Annotated in this window: 16 protein-coding genes; 15 read left to right on the top strand and 1 reads right to left on the bottom strand. The window is 45.5% G+C overall.

Annotated elements, in window-relative coordinates; all coding sequences use genetic code 11:
- Positions 1-9: 9 nt before the first annotated feature.
- From GTQ38_RS04945 to GTQ38_RS04910, 9 genes are all read left to right on the top strand, one after another.
- The gene (locus GTQ38_RS04945; protein WP_161434372.1) at positions 10-516 is read left to right on the top strand and encodes a hypothetical protein; all 507 of its coding nucleotides are present in this window, start codon (positions 10-12) and stop codon (positions 514-516) included.
- A 36-nt stretch (positions 517-552) separates the two neighbouring features.
- Positions 553-714, top strand: coding sequence for a hypothetical protein (locus GTQ38_RS20925; RefSeq protein ID WP_238857797.1), 162 nt, complete (start codon positions 553-555; stop codon positions 712-714).
- A gap of 118 nt (positions 715-832) precedes the next feature.
- A complete protein-coding gene (locus GTQ38_RS04940; RefSeq protein WP_161434371.1) occupies positions 833-1408 on the top strand; it encodes a cob(I)yrinic acid a,c-diamide adenosyltransferase in 576 nt (191 codons plus the stop codon).
- Positions 1409-1544: 136 nt separating this feature from the next.
- Positions 1545-1769: a DUF2795 domain-containing protein gene (locus GTQ38_RS04935; RefSeq protein WP_013551418.1), complete on the top strand. Its 225-nt coding sequence runs from the start codon at positions 1545-1547 to the stop codon at positions 1767-1769.
- A gap of 209 nt (positions 1770-1978) precedes the next feature.
- Positions 1979-5341, top strand: coding sequence for a preprotein translocase subunit SecA (gene secA, locus GTQ38_RS04930; RefSeq protein ID WP_161434370.1), 3363 nt, complete (start codon positions 1979-1981; stop codon positions 5339-5341).
- Positions 5342-5473: 132 nt separating this feature from the next.
- On the top strand, positions 5474-6865 hold the full coding sequence (locus GTQ38_RS04925) for a Gfo/Idh/MocA family oxidoreductase (RefSeq protein WP_161434369.1): 1392 nt from the start codon (positions 5474-5476) through the stop codon (positions 6863-6865).
- Positions 6866-7086: 221 nt separating this feature from the next.
- Entirely contained in the window at positions 7087-8307 is a 1221-nt protein-coding gene (locus tag GTQ38_RS04920; RefSeq protein ID WP_161434368.1) for a sensor histidine kinase, read from the top strand.
- An 84-nt stretch (positions 8308-8391) separates the two neighbouring features.
- Positions 8392-10905, top strand: a complete 2514-nt coding sequence (locus tag GTQ38_RS04915) for a M14 metallopeptidase family protein (RefSeq protein ID WP_161434367.1) — start codon at positions 8392-8394, stop codon at positions 10903-10905.
- A 394-nt stretch (positions 10906-11299) separates the two neighbouring features.
- Positions 11300-12862 carry an amidohydrolase family protein gene (locus GTQ38_RS04910; RefSeq protein ID WP_161434366.1) on the top strand — a complete coding sequence of 521 codons (1563 nt, stop codon included), beginning with the start codon at positions 11300-11302 and terminating at the stop codon, positions 12860-12862.
- 288 nt (positions 12863-13150) lie between these two features.
- On the opposite strand, the gene GTQ38_RS04905 is transcribed toward GTQ38_RS04910, so the two are convergent.
- Positions 13151-13408: a hypothetical protein gene (locus GTQ38_RS04905; RefSeq protein ID WP_161434365.1), complete on the bottom strand. Its 258-nt coding sequence runs from the start codon at positions 13406-13408 to the stop codon at positions 13151-13153.
- A gap of 230 nt (positions 13409-13638) precedes the next feature.
- Here GTQ38_RS04905 and GTQ38_RS04900 point away from each other — a divergent pair, with 230 nt between their 5' ends.
- The 6 genes from GTQ38_RS04900 to GTQ38_RS04875 all read left to right on the top strand — a co-directional run bounded on the left by GTQ38_RS04900 (position 13639) and on the right by GTQ38_RS04875 (position 17594).
- Complete coding sequence (locus GTQ38_RS04900) at positions 13639-14712, top strand: ATP-grasp domain-containing protein (protein WP_161434364.1); 1074 nt, start codon at positions 13639-13641, stop codon at positions 14710-14712.
- Between the two features lie 66 nt (positions 14713-14778).
- Positions 14779-15360 carry a Crp/Fnr family transcriptional regulator gene (locus GTQ38_RS04895; protein ID WP_161434363.1) on the top strand — a complete coding sequence of 194 codons (582 nt, stop codon included), beginning with the start codon at positions 14779-14781 and terminating at the stop codon, positions 15358-15360.
- A gap of 69 nt (positions 15361-15429) precedes the next feature.
- Complete coding sequence (locus GTQ38_RS04890; RefSeq protein WP_161434362.1) at positions 15430-15882, top strand: carboxymuconolactone decarboxylase family protein; 453 nt, start codon at positions 15430-15432, stop codon at positions 15880-15882.
- Positions 15883-15892: 10 nt separating this feature from the next.
- On the top strand, positions 15893-16312 hold the full coding sequence (locus tag GTQ38_RS04885) for a DoxX family protein (protein ID WP_161434361.1): 420 nt from the start codon (positions 15893-15895) through the stop codon (positions 16310-16312).
- Positions 16313-16535: 223 nt separating this feature from the next.
- The gene (locus GTQ38_RS04880; protein WP_161434360.1) at positions 16536-16739 is read left to right on the top strand and encodes a hypothetical protein; all 204 of its coding nucleotides are present in this window, start codon (positions 16536-16538) and stop codon (positions 16737-16739) included.
- A gap of 42 nt (positions 16740-16781) precedes the next feature.
- Positions 16782-17594 (top strand): toll/interleukin-1 receptor domain-containing protein, encoded by an 813-nt coding sequence (locus GTQ38_RS04875; protein WP_161434359.1) that lies wholly within the window; start codon positions 16782-16784, stop codon positions 17592-17594.
- Positions 17595-17688: the final 94 nt, after the last annotated feature.

Raw genomic sequence — 17688 nt, 5'->3', positions numbered from 1 at the left:
TACGCGCGAATGTCCGGTATATTCTCTTATTTCAAATTCTATCTTGGCGCCACGAACCAACACGGTATTCACTCACCTTTTGTTTATCGATTGCTTACCGAAGGACTTTATGCCAAACACTCATTTAAAAAATTGAGCAAAAGCCAGAAAGTATTGCTGAAGTGCATAGACTATTTTAAGGCGGTTAAGCTTCATTTCCCTGCGGGGGAACACAAACTTATTTCATTGGTGACCGAGTATTTCCCTAATTCAGACTTGAACACTCAACCTTTCGATCTGGTCTATTTGGACATTTCGGAGACAGAAGAACTCAGGACTTATATATCCGAGCCTGGGCTTCTTACCAATGATTCTGTCCTGTTTATAGATAATATCCATCAAACCAGGCTGTCGTTGGATCTGTGGCATCAACATTGTTCGCTTCCGGAGATTACTGTGAGCATAGACCTTTTTTATTGCGGACTTATGTTCGTACGAAGGGAGCAGGTTAAACAACATTTTAGGATTCGGATATAATCCCGTAATTTTAGTATTCATACAGTTGCTTTTCTTATGTACGACAATATCTATTACATTCTTGGTGCACTTGCCATTGTTTATGTAGCCATTTCCGTATTTAATAAGCGCAATGCCAAACGCCGGAAGGGACGCAAGTTTATGGAAGGATATGAGCGCAAGGACAAGAGAAAGGACCAATCGGAAAATCCGAGTTAATCAACAGTCAATGCTCCTGCACCCGGACTCCGAGAATAAAAGTGTTGTAGCAAAAGGCAAGTGGAATTAATCTCAAGCATTAACCGATTACAAATTAGTAACACCCAATCAGCAGCGAATGAAAATATACACCAAAACCGGTGACAAGGGAACTACGGCCTTATTTGGGGGTACCAGGGTACCCAAACACCATATGCGCATTGAAAGTTATGGAACAGTAGATGAGTTAAACTCCTGGCTTGGCCTGGTAAGGGACCAGGAGATGGATCAGGTATTTCGCGAAGTGATCCAGACGGTTCAGGACAAATTATTTACGGTAGGAGCTATTTTGGCGACTGATCCGGAAAAAGCTGTCCTCAAAAGCGGGAAGCAACGGCTGAATATCCCGAGGATTAGTGAGGAAGATATTCGTTTCCTGGAACTGCAAATTGACCAAATGAACGATAGCCTTCCTCCCATGACACATTTTATACTACCGGGAGGACACACAACAGTGTCATACTGTCATATTGCGAGAACGGTTTGTCGCAGAGCAGAGCGATTGGCAACCCTACTCCACGAAAATGAGCCTTTTGACGAGATGGTATTGTCATACCTCAACCGTCTTTCTGACTACCTTTTTGTATTGGCACGAAAGTTGTCCAGCGACCTACAGGCGGATGAAATAAAGTGGGTCCCGAAGAAAATGGACTAATAATTTGATCATTTCTCCGTTATCAAATTAGCAAAACCGAAAATTATTGATAAAATAGGTGAAATAACACCGAATTTTCTTGGCAATTTGGGTTTAAAAATTATTTTTGCAAAAATTTTAAAATCAAACCATAACCATGTATTGGACATTAGAATTGGCTTCCTATTTGAGTGACGCCCCTTGGCCAGCTACTAAAGACGAATTGATCGATTACGCCATCCGGACCGGCGCGCCTTTGGAGGTAGTGGAAAATCTGCAGTCCATGGAGGAAGAAGGCGGTGAGATCTACGAGTCCATAGAGGAAATATGGCCTGATTATCCTACGGAAGAAGATTACCTCTGGAATGAGGATGAATATTAATAGGTTTAACGGAATTACAACAAAAAAGTCTCATTCGAGGCTTTTTTTTTATGTAATTTTGGCAGTTGAGGGTAGGAATCCCTGAAAAAACCTAATCTGGAATACCTTTTGCTCTGGCAAGTGCAATGAAGTTCAGGAATACCACAGAAAAGACAAATCACACTTGCCCCCGACAAGTTTCGGAAGTGCAAGATTAACAATATACAAGCATGAGTTTTTTAAATTCGGTCATTAAGGCCTTTGTAGGTGATAAAGCGAAGAAGGATGTTAAGGAGTTACAGCCGTACGTAGACCAGATCAGATCTTTTGAATCTGCAATGGAAGGTTTGAGTCACGATGAGCTCCGCGCCAAAACCGCAGAATTCAAACAAAGGATCACAGACGACTGCAGCGAGATCCACGATCAGATCGAAAATTTAAAAGAAGAAGTTTCAGTTTCTCAGGATATCGACAAAAACGAGGAGATCTACGCCAGGATCGATTCCCTGGAGGATGAAGCATATGCGATTACCGAAAAAACACTCAACGATATTCTACCGGAAGCCTTTGCCGTGGTAAAAGAAACCGCCAGGCGATTTGCTGCCAATGAAACCATAACGGTTATCGCCTCTGAGTTCGACAGGCTGCTATCAGGTTCTAAAGATTATGTAAGTCTGGAGTCTGATAAGGCCGTATGGAAGAATTCCTGGGACGCCGCCGGAAAAGCGGTTACCTGGGATATGGTACATTATGATGTTCAGCTTATTGGAGGTATCGCATTACACCAGGGAAAGATCGCTGAGATGCAAACAGGGGAAGGTAAAACACTGGTGGCCACTTTACCACTATACCTGAACGCCCTGGCCGGCAAGGGAGCCCACCTGGTTACGGTGAACGACTACCTCGCCAAAAGGGACAGCGCCTGGATGGCACCGATTTTTGAATTCCACGGACTTTCAGTGGACTGCATTGACAAGCACCAGCCTAACTCGGATGGCAGACGAGCCGCTTACAACGCGGATATTACCTATGGCACCAATAACGAATTTGGCTTTGACTACCTGAGGGACAATATGGCACATACACCAGGCGACCTGGTTCAGAGGCCGCATCATTACGCCATAGTGGATGAGGTAGACTCCGTACTGATCGATGATGCGCGTACCCCACTTATCATATCCGGGCCGGTACCCGAAGGAGACAGGCACGAGTTTAACGAACTGCGGCCGAAGGTAAGTGATATTGTTCAAAAACAAAGGCAGTATCTGACCGGAGTGCTTGCCGAAGCCAAGAAACTAATTTCCGAAGGCGACAGTAAAGAAGGTGGTTTCCTGCTGCTTCGAGTTCACAGGGGCTTACCCAAGAACAAAGCCTTGATCAAATTCCTCAGTGAAGAAGGCATCAAGCAACTGCTTCAGAAAACTGAAAATTTCTATATGCAGGATAACAACAGGGAAATGCCGAAGGTTGATGCGGAATTGCTCTTTGTTATCGATGAGAAGAACAATCAGATTGAGCTCACCGATAAAGGTATCGACTATATCTCAGGAGATCAGGAAAAGGATTTCTTTGTGATGCCGGATATAGGAAGTGAGATCGCAAAAATTGAGAATAAAAACCTGGAGATAGAAGATGAAGCGGCCGAAAAAGAGGAGTTGTTCAAAGACTTCGCGGTTAAAAGCGAACGCATCCATACGATGAGTCAGCTTTTGAAGGCCTATACCTTGTTTGAAAAGGATGTTGAATATGTAGTGATAGAGAACAAGGTAATGATCGTTGATGAGCAGACGGGCCGTATTATGGATGGACGGCGTTATTCGGACGGGCTTCACCAGGCTATCGAAGCCAAGGAAAATGTGAAGATCGAAGCGATGACCCAGACCTTTGCTACCATTACCCTTCAGAATTACTTCAGGATGTACAAGAAACTGGCGGGTATGACAGGTACAGCGATCACTGAGGCCGGTGAGTTCTGGGAGATCTATAAACTGGATGTGATGGAGATCCCTACCAACAGGCCCATCGCCAGGGATGATCGAAACGACCTGATATACAAAACCAAAAGAGAAAAATACAACGCCATTATCGAGGAAGTAACCCAGCTTTCCGGTCAGGGCAGACCTGTCCTCATCGGGACAACCTCGGTAGAGATCTCAGAACTTCTTTCCAGGATGTTGAATATCCGGAAGATCTCGCATAATGTCCTCAATGCGAAATTGCATAAAAAAGAAGCGGATATCGTGGCAGAAGCCGGTAACGCGGGTGTGGTAACCATTGCCACAAACATGGCTGGTAGGGGTACGGACATCAAGCTTAGCGATCAGGTTAAGGACGCCGGTGGATTGGCAATTGTGGGTACTGAAAGACACGATTCCAGAAGGGTAGACCGCCAGTTGAGAGGACGATCCGGACGACAAGGAGATCCCGGAAGTTCACAATTCTACGTATCCCTGGAAGATAACCTGATGCGTTTATTCGGGTCTGACAGGGTGGCGAAAATGATGGACCGTATGGGCCTTGAAGAGGGAGAGGTGATTCAACACTCCATGATGACCAAATCCATTGAAAGAGCACAGAAAAAAGTAGAGGAGAACAATTTTGGTATCCGAAAGCGACTTCTGGAATACGACGATGTTATGAACGCCCAGCGGGAAGTGGTCTACAAGCGAAGAAGGCATGCCTTGCAGGGAGAGCGACTGAAAGTAGATATCGCCAATATGATCTACGACACCTGTGAGGTGATCGCAGATACCAATAAAGTGGCTAACGATTACAAGAATTTTGAGTTTGAACTCATAAAATATTTCTCTATTACCTCGCCAATTTCCGAAGAGGAGTTCACCAAGCTCAGCTTCCAGGAGATCGCCAATAAGATTTACAGAGAGGCCTACGATCATTACCAGGAAAAAATGCAGCGCAGCGCGGCAATTGCTTTCCCTGTGATCAAGAAGGTTTATGAAGACAGTTCCAATTCTTTTGAACGCATAGTAGTGCCATTTACAGATGGAATCAAATCCCTGAATGTAGTTACTAATCTGAAGGATGCTTACGAAAGTGACGGAAAGCAGTTGGTAACGGATTTTGAGAAAAATATCACTTTGGCGATCATTGACGACGCGTGGAAGACCCATCTCCGTAAAATGGATGAGCTGAAACAATCCGTTCAGCTTGCGGTTCACGAACAGAAAGACCCCTTGCTCATCTACAAATTTGAAGCCTTTGAGCTTTTCAAAAGCATGATTGACAAGGTAAATAAGGAGGTGGTATCCTTCCTGTACAAAGGAGAGCTACCCTCCGGCAATACCAATGATATTCAGGAAGCTAGAACAGTCCGCAGACCGAAGGAAAAACTTAAGACTTCCAAGGAGGAGATCCCGAATAGCGATGAATTGGCAGCACAGAACCGCGCTGCGGGTCAGACCCAGCGCAGTCGGCCGCAGGTTACCGAGACCATCACCCGGGAGAAACCCAAAATCGGGCGTAATGAGAGAGTGGTTATAAAAAATGTGATGTCCGGGGAAAGCAAAACCGTAAAGTTCAAACAGGCGGAACCTCTGATCGATCGTGGTGAATGGGTCCTGGTGGACGAATAAATGTCTTTTTGCGCAAAATAGAACTGTGAAGCCATCTCTGTAATTTCTGCTTCCGGATTAGGCAGAAGTACTTCAGAAAAATATCAAAATTCAATACCTTTATGGGGAAGGCTATCAAACTGCCCTTTCCCTATGAGCAATTCTCGTCGTAAATTCCTGACCTCTGTCAGTATGCTGGCTGCCGGTACGGCTATGCCGATCAGCTATTTTGGTCTATCTCATAAGAACAAACTCAAGGTAGCCCTCGTGGGTACGGGTATCAGGGGTATTACTTTTTGGGGGAAACGCCTCGTAGATAATTATTCTGACATCCTGGAATTCGTGGGGCTTTCAGATCATAATCCCGGGCGCCTCGCCCACGGTAAAAATTATATTGGTGCCTCCTGCCCTACTTTTGAGGATTTTGACGAAATGTTGCGAAAAACCAGCCCGGAACTGGTCATTGTGACTACCAAAGACTCCAACCACCATGAATTTATAATTAAAGCCTTGGATCATGGTTGTGACGTGCTGACTGAAAAACCCATGACCACGGATGAAGAGAAATGCCAGGCAGTTCTGGATGCAGAAAGACGCTCCGGGAAAAACCTTATCGTCGGTTTCAACTATCGCTGGAGCCCTTATAGCACAAAGATCAAGGAATTGTTGAGTCAGAACGCCATCGGAAAGCTCACTTCTGTTGATTTTCACTGGTATCTCAACACCTATCACGGAGCGAGCTATTTCAGACGCTGGCACGGACAAATGGCTAGCAGTGGTTCTCTGTGGGTACACAAGTCAACCCATCATTTTGACCTGCTAAACTGGTGGATCAATTCAGAACCCTCCGAGGTATTTGCCTATGGCGATTTGGAATTCTACGGCAAAAACGGCCCCTTCCGCGGAGAGAATTGCAGAAATTGCGCGCATACGGAAAACTGCAAGTTCTATTGGGATATTACCAAAAACGAATTCCTTTCAAGCTTGTATACAGATCACGAACAACACGACGGTTATATCAGGGATAACTGCCTTTTCAGGGAAGAGATTGATATTTACGACAAAATGTCCGCCCAGGTGAAATACCAGAACAACGTACAACTGAACTATTCTCTGACCACCTATTCACCGTACGAGGGCTGGAGAGCGGCTTTTAACGGTACTGAGGGCAGGATCGAGGCCTGGCTGGATATTCCCTATTATGAAAACCTTAAGGTAGATCAGGAAGAGCTTCACAGACGCGAAATGGATCAATCCGGCCAGGAAGAAATAGATTCCGAGCCCATAATTGTCCACAAAGTATGGAACGAATTTGAGACGGTTAATGTGCCCATGGAAAAAAGCGGGCACGGTGGCGGTGACAAACGTTTGCACGACAAGATCTTCAAAAATCCTGAAGATCCGGATCCCTACGGCAGAATGGCCGGAAGCCGGGATGGTGCCATGTCAATTCTTATCGGAATAGCCGCTCGTAAAAGCATACAGGAGGGGAAACCGATAAAAATCGCTTCGCTTACTGATCTCAAACCTCGGGAAGTTCGCTGACCGAAGTTCTTATCAGATAGGTTTTCGATACCTAAGACCTTTGAAACTGCCAAGAAAACGGGCCTGGAATTCTGTTTTAGCCTTTTGATTATGTCCTAAAACATGAGTAGCTTTACAGGGTGATACTATTGTATGAACTGCTGGAATCTGTTTTTCGAAGCGATAAAACGGTCATACCTTGTATAGAATTCTTACGCTAGGGTAATCAAACACAATCCAAGATGGAAACAAATGTCAAAGGCCAGGAGCGATTACGTGACAAGGTAAGGCTAACGCTCAAGGTCAATTACTATTCTTCCGTATTTTGCCTGATATTTTATTTGCTGTGTACCGTACTGCTCGATATAACAGAGGTGATCCCCACAATTTTCCTGGTTTTCGGTATCCTGAACCTCATCAATACCTTTGCCTATTATTTTCATAAGAACCTTACCATCACCTACAACATCGTTTCCATAATGACCCTCACCGGGGCAACTATTATTACACTGTACAGCGGCGGAATATCGAGTCCTTTTATTTTTGTACTGGCCTTGATCGTCTTTGCCGGATATGTGACCACAAGGGTTTACGGGCAAATCTACCTGAACCTCAATATTCTGATCATTGTTTTGATCTACTCCCAAAGTGTTACTGATTTTTCTTTTGTGACCAATGTGGTCCCGGAAAAGTCCAGGGATCTTTTCGCCTTTTTCAGCGTGCTGTTCTCTGTTTATCTTTTGGGAGGGGTATTTGGTAAAACCCTATTGGAAGCCCACCACAAGTTGTATAAGTCCAAAGGGGAAATTGAAGAGCGCATAAGGGAAAAGGAGACCCTGCTCAGGGAGGTTCACCACCGGGTAAAGAACAATTTACAGACTGTATCCAGCCTGCTTAGTTTACAGTCCAGGAGTATTTCGGATGAGCATGTGAGGGCGCTGCTAAAAAGTAGTCAGAACCGGGTTATTTCCATGGCTATGGTTCACGAAATGCTGTACATGCATAAAGATCTGGCAAAGATTGAATACAAGGCCTATGTGGAGGAACTTAGCGAATTTCTGGTGAAATCCGTGAAAGGAGCGGAAAACAATGTCAAACTAAACATAGATATTCCGGATATAAAACTTGGAATAGATACGGCAATTCCGTTGGGGTTGCTTATCAATGAAGCTATCACTAATGCGCTTAAATACGGGATAAAGGATGATGCGGAAGGTGAGATCTCCATCGCACTCAAAAAGGAAGAAGAGCAGGGATACGTGTTGAACATAGGTGATAATGGGGTTGGTTTTTCAGAAACGGTCAACTTTAAAAATACCAAATCTCTCGGTTTGAAACTTATACACAATCTTGCACGTCAGCTCAAAGGTAGCATTGTAAGGGACCGTTCTAAAAAAGGCACCAATTACATCGTAAAGTTCCGGGAAATCGAGCAGCGACATCAATTTGACTCGGTAGCCTGAGACTCATCAAACTAATCGGCTTGCTGAGGAATCCTTTCTGCTTTTTGTGCTATATTTAGACGACTAATTCGTAAAAACTAGCACATGTTCAAGAAACTGTGTGGCCTGCTGTTTATTTTCGTATGGACATCGCAAGCCCAGGACTACTTCTATAAAAAATTTCAACCCTTTAATTCTGATATTCCCAGCCCTCAGGAATTCCTGGGATACGCCATTGGAGACCATCATACCCGCCATGATCGCATTGTCTCCTATATGGAAACACTGGCTGAACTTTCAGACCGCGCGACAATCAGCAGCTACGGCAGAACCCATGAAGGACGCTATCTGGTCATGCTTACCGTCAGCAGCCCGTCTAACCTGAACCAGTTGGAACAGATCAAAGAACAGCACCTTGCCTTTACCGATCCGGAACAGAATCCGACCAATTATGACGAGGTCCCTGTCTTCATTAACCTGGGTTATAACGTTCATGGGAATGAACCATCCAGTTCGGAGGCGGCCATGCTCTCCGCTTATACCCTGGTAGCGTCCAACAACCCGGAAATCCTGAATTACCTTGACAAAGCGGTCATATTTGTAGACCCAACCATCAATCCTGATGGCAGGGACAGGCATACACAATGGGCCAATATGTACCAGGGCAATCCGCTGGTCTCGGATCCGCAGGATGCGGAACACAATGAATACTGGCCCGGCGGCCGTACCAATCATTATTGGTTCGATCTCAATCGCGACTGGCTTTTGGGTATTCACCCGGAAAGTCGGGGGAAACTGGCCTGGTATCACGAATGGTATCCGAATGTGGTTACCGATTTCCACGAAATGGGAACCCAAAGCACTTATTTCTTTGAGCCTATGAAGGCTAACGGATCGCTCAACCCTATTATGCCAAAGGAAAATTACGAGGACCTCAATAATATTTTCGGGGAGTATTTCGCCAAGGCCCTGGACAGTATAGGTTCGTTTTATTTTACCAAAGAGGTTTTCGATGGCACTTACCCGGGCTATGGCTCCTCTTATCCCGATCTTCAGGGAGGGCTGGGGTTGCTCTTTGAACAAGCCAGTTCCAGGGGGCACAAACAAAAAACAGCCTTTGGAGAGATCAACTTTCCCTTTACTATACGGAATCAATACACCTCCAGTATGACTACGGTAAAGGCTGCCGTTGAGAACAAGGCTTTTCTCCGAAAGTATCAGCAGGATTTTTTCAAAAGTGCCCTCTCCAGGGCCGGAAATAGCCGGATACGGGGGTACCGTTTTGAAGATAAGTACGATCCCAACCGGACAAAGGCGTTTATCGATAAACTCTTACTGCATAAAATTGACGTTTACGAATCCGGAGATGGATATGTAGTACCTACCAGACAACCGCAGTATCGAATGGTACAAACCATGTTCGAGACTTACAGTAAGTATAGGGATAGTGTCTATTACGATGCTTCGGGATGGTCCGTCGCGAACTTTTACAATATGAAGTACCGCACGGTTACCAGTTTGAATACCGGCCAGAAGATAAACAGCACTGATGGCCTGGTAAAACCGGCGGCGATCCAACGGTCGGACTATGCTTATGTATTAGATTGGGATGATTACAATGCCCCGGCGGCCTTGCATTTCTTACAATCCAACGGGTTGACCCTTTCCACATCCTTTAAGCCATTCACGGTTAACTCAAACAATGGCCCGAAGACCCTGAACTACGGAGCATTGGTGTTGCCCGTACCTCTTCAGAAAAAGTCCCCGGAAACCGTCTTTAAGCTGCTTCAAAAGGCGCAGCAACAATTTCAGATTCCGATCTACGGGGTCAGCACAGGCTATAGCAGTTCCGGAGTAGATCTTGGTAGCAGATATATCAGGGCGCTGAAAAAACCCAAAGCTGCCATGCTGATAGGGCATGGTACAAGATCTTACGAGGCAGGTGAAGTATGGCATTTGCTGGATACCCGCGTCCGAATGCCGATCACGAAGATCCCGATGCGAAATTTCGACCGGGCCAATCTGTACAAGTATACCTCTCTGGTGATGGTCTCCGGTAGGTATGAGTTGGATGAAAAACAGCGAAAAAAGATCACGGATTGGGTCGAAAAGGGAAATACCCTTATCACCATAGGCTCCGCCAGCGAGTGGGTGATAAAGAAAAAAATGGTCAAGGAAGAACTGATAAGTTCGGAAAAAGACTCTACCAAAACTGTTAAGCGTTTACCTTATGTAGAGGCAGAAGAACATTTGGGTAAGGAAGAAGTAGGTGGAATAATCGTTAAGGTGGATATTGATCGAACACATCCGTTGGGCTTTGGGTACAGGGACAATTCTATTCCGGTATATAAGAACAACTCCGTATGGATCTCTCCCAGTAAGAACGCCTATGCAACCGTTGCCAAATACGCCAAGGACCCTCATATAGACGGTTTTATAACAGAAAAGAATACAGAGACGTTTTTAAAGCCTGCGGCCTCGCTGGTTGTTAGTAAACTGGGAGGAGGGAGAGTAGTTCTGTTTGCGGACAACCCCAATTTCAGAGGTTCGTGGTATGGCACAAATCGCTTGTTCCTAAATGCGCTCTTCCTTGGTGATAAGATAAGGGTGCCGGAGTGATCAGTCCTCCTTCGCTAAAGCTTCGGAGGATGAATTCAGTTAGCAGTTGGCGGTAGGCAGTTAGCAGAAGCTCTTTCTTGTCAGTTCGAGCGCAGTCGAGAACTAATTAAGGAGCAGTCGAGGGGTAAATAGTCCCGATAGCTATCGGGAGTGAGCAGTCCTCCTTCGCTAAAGCTACGGAGGATAATATCAGTGGGCAGTTTGCAGTGTGCGGTGTGCAGCCCTCCTTCGCTAAAGCTACGGAGGATAATATCAGTTGGCAGTGTGCAGTAGGCGTACGGGGTACAGCGTATAGCGTATAGCGTATAGCGCATAGCAATAAACTTAAACTTGTACTTATTCTTGTACTTATAAACTAAACGTACACCTAGTCTGTCATTAAACCATTCAACATATGAAAAAACTACTACATTTCTTCGCGTTGATCATTGTCACTCAAGGCCTTATAGCCCAATCTGTAGACGGTGACGGTCCATTTTCGCAATTGATCATTCGGGGCGTAACCCTGATCAACGGGAACGGGGCTCCTCCTCAGGGACCTATAGATATCGTAGTGGAAAACAACCGCATTCAAAAGATTCAGGTAGTAGGGTATCCCGGGGTAGCGATAGATCAGAGCAAACGGCCCCAGCTGAAGCCAGGTGGGCGTGAACTCGATGCCAGTGGCATGTACCTACTTCCCGGCTTTGTGGACATGCACGGTCATATAGGAGGAATTGCCCAGGGCGCGGAACCAGATTATGTGTTTCGGCTGTGGATGGCGCATGGGGTGACCACAGTACGTGAACCCAGTGGACGCGGAGTGGATTTTGCTATGGATCTCAAACGAAAAAGTGCCAAAAATGAAATAGTTGCTCCCCGTATCCAGGCCTATACCGGTTTTGGACAGGGTAGTGAGAAGCCCATCAGTACCCCGGAGATGGCGCGTGAATGGGTAAGGAACAACGCCAAAAAGGGTGCGGACGGCATTAAATTCTTCGGAGCAGCACCGGAGATCATGACCGCGGCACTGGATGAGAACAAGAAACTCGGACTGCGTTCAGCCTGCCATCACGCTCAATTGGCTGTAGCTCGTTGGAATGTGCTGCACTCAGCACGAGCCGGCCTGACCAGTATGGAACACTGGTATGGATTACCGGAAGCCCTCTTTGAAGACCGTACAGTGCAGGACTACCCCCTGAACTATAACTACAATAACGAACAGCACCGTTTTGAGGAGGCCGGGAAACTTTGGAAACAAGCGGCCAAGCCGTATTCCGAGCATTGGAATAAGGTGATGGACGAATTGATATCCCTTGATTTTACGCTGGTTCCCACCCTGAACATTTACGAAGCCAGCAGAGATCTGCATCGAGCCAGAAGGGCGGAATGGCACGAGGATTACACCTTGCCTTCCCTATGGGAATTTTACCAGCCGAGTAAGATCTCTCATGGGTCTTACTGGCACTACTGGGGAACGGAACAGGAAGTTGCCTGGAGAGAGAACTACAAACTGTGGATGACCTTCCTGAATGAATACAAAAACAGGGGAGGAAGAGTAGCCGCAGGTTCGGATTCAGGATTTATTTTTCAGCTCTATGGTTTTGCCTTTATCCGTGAATTTGAGCTGTTGCGTGAGGCGGGCTTTCACCCGCTGGAGATCATTCGGTCGGCCACCTTGAACGGTGCCGAAGCCCTGGGTATGGATAGTCAGATAGGAACCGTAGCCGTAGGTAAACTCGCTGATTTTGTAATCGTTGAGGAGAACCCTCTGGAAAACCTAAAAGTGCTCTATGGTACAGGGGCCATAAAACTAACCGAAGACAACGAAGTTGTTCGGGTAGGAGGTGTAAAGTATACCGTAAAAGATGGTATCATTTACGATGCCAAGGCACTACTCTCCGAAGTAAAGGACATGGTAGACGAAGCCAAGCTGAGGGAGAACTACAACATACTACAGCCTGGCCTCAAAGATTAAATTCCTGTAGATTCAGGGTCTACCATTTGAACTTGAGTTAGTCCTTGCTCGTAATTCATTTGGCTGATATCCTTTGATACCGCCAGAATGATTTTAATAAGCTTGTTGTCTTATTTATGCCTTACTGGCACTTTTATAGGTCTCAGAACTCCTTTGGTCTTAGGAAATAAAACCACATGAGTTAAAATTAAAGCAACCGGAAGTAAAATTAAAAGTAGCATAGGATCTGGGTTTAGATGTTCGTAGTTAAGAATACTGGGTTTAGGGCGGTTCTTGATTCGTAAGATTTTAAGCTAGTTTGGGTCTATCTTTTTTAGTTGTGAATTTCAAAGCCTTTTTTACCCTTGAGTTCTTACGCTTGTACAAACGCGCGATTTGCTGCGTACCAGCTTTCGTATCCTTTTTAACAAGAACAGTATCGCCAGCGCTGCTAACCAGAACAACAGCCATTTCAGGAAGTGCCACTTTAGCATCTGTAGGAACGTTTTGTGCTATGGCGAGGGCGCCAAAAACAACAATTGATATAAGGGTTAAAACTGCTTTCATGTCATTAGATTGGGTGACATAAAAATAACTCTGACATTGGCCATAAGGGCCTCATAACTCGCTGAGAGACACTATTTTTCGGTTATTGACAAAAAGCTGGATAAAGTGCAAAAAAGCCTCGATAAACGGAAATGGGTCCAGATCCACTTTACCGATTTAAAAGGTAGTTTATCGGGTCAGAAACCGGCTGCTTTGTACCTTTAAGGTGAAGAACGAAGCTTTTAGGGCAGATGGATAAGCTTAAAAATACTCTTGAAGGCGGTATTGCAGTCATACATCAGGCTAAACCACCTCCTCCAAAAGATGGGATACAAAAACCCATGAAGCCCACCGGTTATGCAGATAGTGGGGCAGATATTCTTTATGCGCTTCGAGAGCGGGGTTATCCTGTGATCACTCCCGAAAAAAACCCTGGCATTACAAAAGACAGGGATTGGGTATTCCCGGATACTACGGCTGGCATCAAACAGGCCATAGAAAATGGCGCCCGAATAATCTGGCTGAACACCATATTATTCGATACTCACCCGATAACGGATTTTTTCGGTAAGAACCTCCAATTTGTGGGTCAGACACCGGGGATGACAGATTTGTATGACGATAAATTATTGACCAACGATCTATTGCGGGAACATGGACTCCCGGTACCGGAGACGGTATTAATGAACAAGAAAAACCTTTTGGAAAAAAGCTATCCGTTACCACTGCCTGCCGTACTGAAACCCATTCGTGGACGCGGAAGCCAGGGTGTGGTTGTGGTAGAAAAGCCACATAAGCTGGAAATGGAACTTAAACGGATGCTGGAAGAAGGAAGCTATGGCAATACTTTATATCTTGAACCCTATCTTTCCGGGCAGGAGATCACCTTCACGGTGATGCCGGCTGGCAGCTACTTTATAAATGGGGAATTACGGGAATTTAAGGCCGCCTGGAGCCTTCCGGCTGTCAAGCGTTTCAACCACCATCAGGGTGTTGCCCCATACAATGGAACCGTAGCCGTAACCCTGAACAGCGCCGTTTTGTCAGATGAAGAATTACAGGAAGAGCGGGTTGTTAAGGCCAGCCACCAATGTGAAGTTGCCGCATCCCTGGTAAGTGCACGGGCTCCAATTCGAATAGACTGCCGCGCTGATGCCAAGGGAGACTACTGGCTTTTTGACCTTAACGTAAAGCCCAATATGACGGGAGCTTCCAGACCTCATCGGCAGGATCAGGACAGTCTTTCTGCCCTCGCTGCCAGGAAAATAGGTTGGGAATTCGCCGACCTTCTCGAAAATATGTTGAGACAGCGATGGCAATTGTAATCAGAAATTCCCATCAACCCGAATACTTATGAATACTTTTAAGAATACCAACGGTTCGGAAAAACTATGAATGCCGCACTTACAAATTACCTTCGGAGATATGTTAGCCTGAGTCCGGATGAGGATGCTTTGTTCCAATCTTATCTGATTCCTGCAAAACTAAAGCGGAAGGAATATGCCTTTGAGCAGGGAATGATTTGCAACTCCCGTTATTTTATAACTAAAGGCTGTATGCGTTTGTTCTACATCGACCCAAAGGGGCATGAGCAGATCATTCATTTCGGCCTTGAAAACTGGTGGCTTACAGACTACGATAGCTTGCTTAACAAAACTCAAACCCATTTTAACCTGCAAGCCATTGAACCTACAGAGCTGCTGGTGTTAAAAGAGAGCGATCTGGAGGAAATTTACCAGCAGATCCCCACTTTGGAACGGCTTTTTAGGATTATCATGGAACGAACCTATATCGCCGGGCAAAGAAGGCTGGAATATATGTTTAGTATGAGCAGCGAAGAACTCTATGAACATTTCGTTTCCGTCAATCTGGCCTTTATCCAAAGGATTCCCCAGTACATGCTGGCTTCCTACCTGGGAATGACCCCGGAGTACCTCAGTGCACTCAGAAAGAATGACAAACGTATTTCTTAAGAAATATTAAGCATTTTCCCTTAGCCCAATTCTAATTTTGGCCCTTATTAACCCATTAATAAAATGAGAATGGAACGTATAGGATATGAGGATATTCCTCAGGAAATATTTGAACACTTAAGGGCTTTGGAAGGCCTGCTTTCCCGATCCGGAATTGATAAAAGACTACTGGAATTGGTGAAGATGCGGGTATCCCAGTTGAACGCTTGTGCCTATTGCCTGGATATGCATTATAAGGAACTCAAGCACAGTGGTGAATCCGATCTGCGGATCTCCTTGCTGCCCGCCTGGGAAGAAAGCCCGCAGTTTAGCGAAAAAGAAAGAGCTGTCCTGGCCTACGCCGAGAAACTAACACTTTTGAGCAATAAAGCTTTATCTGAATCCGTATTTTCTGCGATCAGGCAGCACTTTTCGCTAACTGAGGTTGCCTACCTTAGCCTGGCCATCACCCAGATAAATACCTGGAACCGGTTGATGAAAGCATTTAAGTTTGAACCCGGACACTATAAGATTCCGGCTTAAGAAAAATAGTATGAAGACAAGGATCATAAATTATTTTCTCAAGCTGGCACTGGCGGCAGGTTTCCTTTCTGCCGTTGCAGACCGTTTTGGCCTCTGGCCGGAAGACATATCGGCATGGGGCAACTGGGCTAATTTTACGGCCTATACCGCACTGATCAACCCACTTGTTCCAGATGGTTTGATACCTGCGCTGGCCGCAGTCGCTACAGCAGCCGAGCTTGTGCTTGCCGTTTTACTGTTAAGCGGTTTTAAGACGGTTTGGGTTGCCAGGATCAGCGGTGCCCTGCTACTGCTTTTCGGGCTGGCCATGACCTTTAGTACGGGTTTGAAGGGAGCGCTTGATTATTCAGTGTTTTCAGCTGCTGCAGCGGCCTTTGGCCTATCTGCCCTGGAAGCAATTCCGCGAAAACCTGAAAATGAGTTGGTTTAACTTATGGTACGGATAAGGCAAAAATGAAAAAATCCCCACTAATGGGGATTTACAAACATGCCTAAAACCACTAGTTTTACACCTCATCGTAAGAGTAAATTGCAAAAAGGTGGGGCTTCTTCAGAAACCCTGCCTTTTTATTCCCCCCAGTCTCTTTAAATGAATCGATGACAAAGCCATCCCGTATGGCTAAATCCAAATATTACCCTTAAATTGAGACCTGATGAACCAACCTAAAAGAAATTCTGCGACTACTCAAGGCTTGTTGATCTCAAGCTTTGGAATGTTAGCCACTATGGCTGGACTGGTAATCCTAAGCATGGACGGACACAAATCTATATACCTGTCCCTTTGTATTATAGGTGCGGTATTGGCTACAATTGGACTAATAGTGATCGCGAAGGGGTTTGGCAAAAAAGAGGGTTAATCACTTCCGGTCTACATTCAACCTGGTGAAATCAGCTAATTTATGGACCCCGCTAAAAGAGAAAAACTACTTTCAGACGTTCTGGACTACCTGAACAGGGAGGAGAATTTCGAGTGGGCCACATCCGGGACCCTGGTCAGAAAGATCGGCCTGCAAGAGATAAGCCCTCTGGAACTGGACGACCTGCTCTTACAATCACATCAGGAAAATGAATCTTTCCCTATACGTTTTTCAACACTTCCCTCATATGTCAACCTCAATGTGTTATGGGGAAGCGTAGAGCGGATTGGGGATAAGGTAGTTGAGAGCATATACAGATTAGATGAGCCGCTGGACATTGAAGATCTTGAAGTATCCGAGTCTCCGGATCTGTTTTTGTCTCATAGCTTTAGAGATTCAGAGCTTGTTATTTCCCTGTCTAAACATTTAATGCAGAGTCATATACACCCCTGGATAGCTGAGACACGTATACTCCGCCACCAGCACATCAATCAAGGCGTGATCCGGGCCATTGCGGAGAGCCCGGCTTTTGGGGTGCTTATTACCGGAAATCTGTTGTCCTCAGTTTGGTCCGCAAAAGAGATAGAATTTGCTTTCAGGAACGATAAGAAAGTCATCGGATTCATCCAATCAGGAGATCCCTTACTGCTTGAGCAGATCCGGGTAGCGGACTTTAGCGGTGGAAACAAGATAAGTCAGGAGATCTTCAGTAGGTTCTTTGATAATCATCCTGATGTAAGATTCCTTTATTTCCCGGATACCTCTGCCAGGTCAAATCCTGGATTTGATTCGGAACAGCTATTGGAATGGGAACAACTGGAATCTTTTCTGGAGTTAGGGCCGGAGCGAAGCTAAGATCTAAACCTAAGATCTTGAAACCCTTATATGGGCATTACAAAAATCCCCACTAATGGGGATACCCTGGTATCATTAAAGGAAGTAATTTAGC

Origin of the sequence: Poritiphilus flavus (assembly GCF_009901585.1) — a bacterium.
Lineage (GTDB): Bacteria > Bacteroidota > Bacteroidia > Flavobacteriales > Flavobacteriaceae > Poritiphilus > Poritiphilus flavus.
Note: the sequence above shows the minus strand (reverse complement) of the source record. Positions and strands in the feature narration are given on the sequence as shown.

Bases quoted from the DNA above. Each gene is read 5' to 3' on its own strand.
- GTQ38_RS04915 (WP_161434367.1), top strand. From the start codon at position 8,392: ATGTTCAAGAAACTGTGTGGCCTGCTGTTTATTTTCGTATGGACATCG.
- GTQ38_RS04895 (WP_161434363.1), top strand. From the start codon at position 14,779: ATGAATGCCGCACTTACAAATTACCTTCGGAGATATGTTAGCCTGAGT.
- GTQ38_RS04905 (WP_161434365.1), bottom strand. From the start codon at position 13,408: ATGAAAGCAGTTTTAACCCTTATATCAATTGTTGTTTTTGGCGCCCTC.
- GTQ38_RS04890 (WP_161434362.1), top strand. From the start codon at position 15,430: ATGGAACGTATAGGATATGAGGATATTCCTCAGGAAATATTTGAACAC.
- GTQ38_RS04935 (WP_013551418.1), top strand. From the start codon at position 1,545: ATGTATTGGACATTAGAATTGGCTTCCTATTTGAGTGACGCCCCTTGG.
- GTQ38_RS04920 (WP_161434368.1), top strand. From the start codon at position 7,087: ATGGAAACAAATGTCAAAGGCCAGGAGCGATTACGTGACAAGGTAAGG.
- GTQ38_RS04925 (WP_161434369.1), top strand. From the start codon at position 5,474: ATGAGCAATTCTCGTCGTAAATTCCTGACCTCTGTCAGTATGCTGGCT.
- secA (WP_161434370.1), top strand. From the start codon at position 1,979: ATGAGTTTTTTAAATTCGGTCATTAAGGCCTTTGTAGGTGATAAAGCG.
- GTQ38_RS04880 (WP_161434360.1), top strand. From the start codon at position 16,536: ATGAACCAACCTAAAAGAAATTCTGCGACTACTCAAGGCTTGTTGATC.
- GTQ38_RS04875 (WP_161434359.1), top strand. From the start codon at position 16,782: ATGGACCCCGCTAAAAGAGAAAAACTACTTTCAGACGTTCTGGACTAC.
- GTQ38_RS20925 (WP_238857797.1), top strand. From the start codon at position 553: ATGTACGACAATATCTATTACATTCTTGGTGCACTTGCCATTGTTTAT.
- GTQ38_RS04945 (WP_161434372.1), top strand. From the start codon at position 10: ATGTCCGGTATATTCTCTTATTTCAAATTCTATCTTGGCGCCACGAAC.
- GTQ38_RS04900 (WP_161434364.1), top strand. From the start codon at position 13,639: ATGGATAAGCTTAAAAATACTCTTGAAGGCGGTATTGCAGTCATACAT.
- GTQ38_RS04885 (WP_161434361.1), top strand. From the start codon at position 15,893: ATGAAGACAAGGATCATAAATTATTTTCTCAAGCTGGCACTGGCGGCA.
- GTQ38_RS04910 (WP_161434366.1), top strand. From the start codon at position 11,300: ATGAAAAAACTACTACATTTCTTCGCGTTGATCATTGTCACTCAAGGC.
- GTQ38_RS04940 (WP_161434371.1), top strand. From the start codon at position 833: ATGAAAATATACACCAAAACCGGTGACAAGGGAACTACGGCCTTATTT.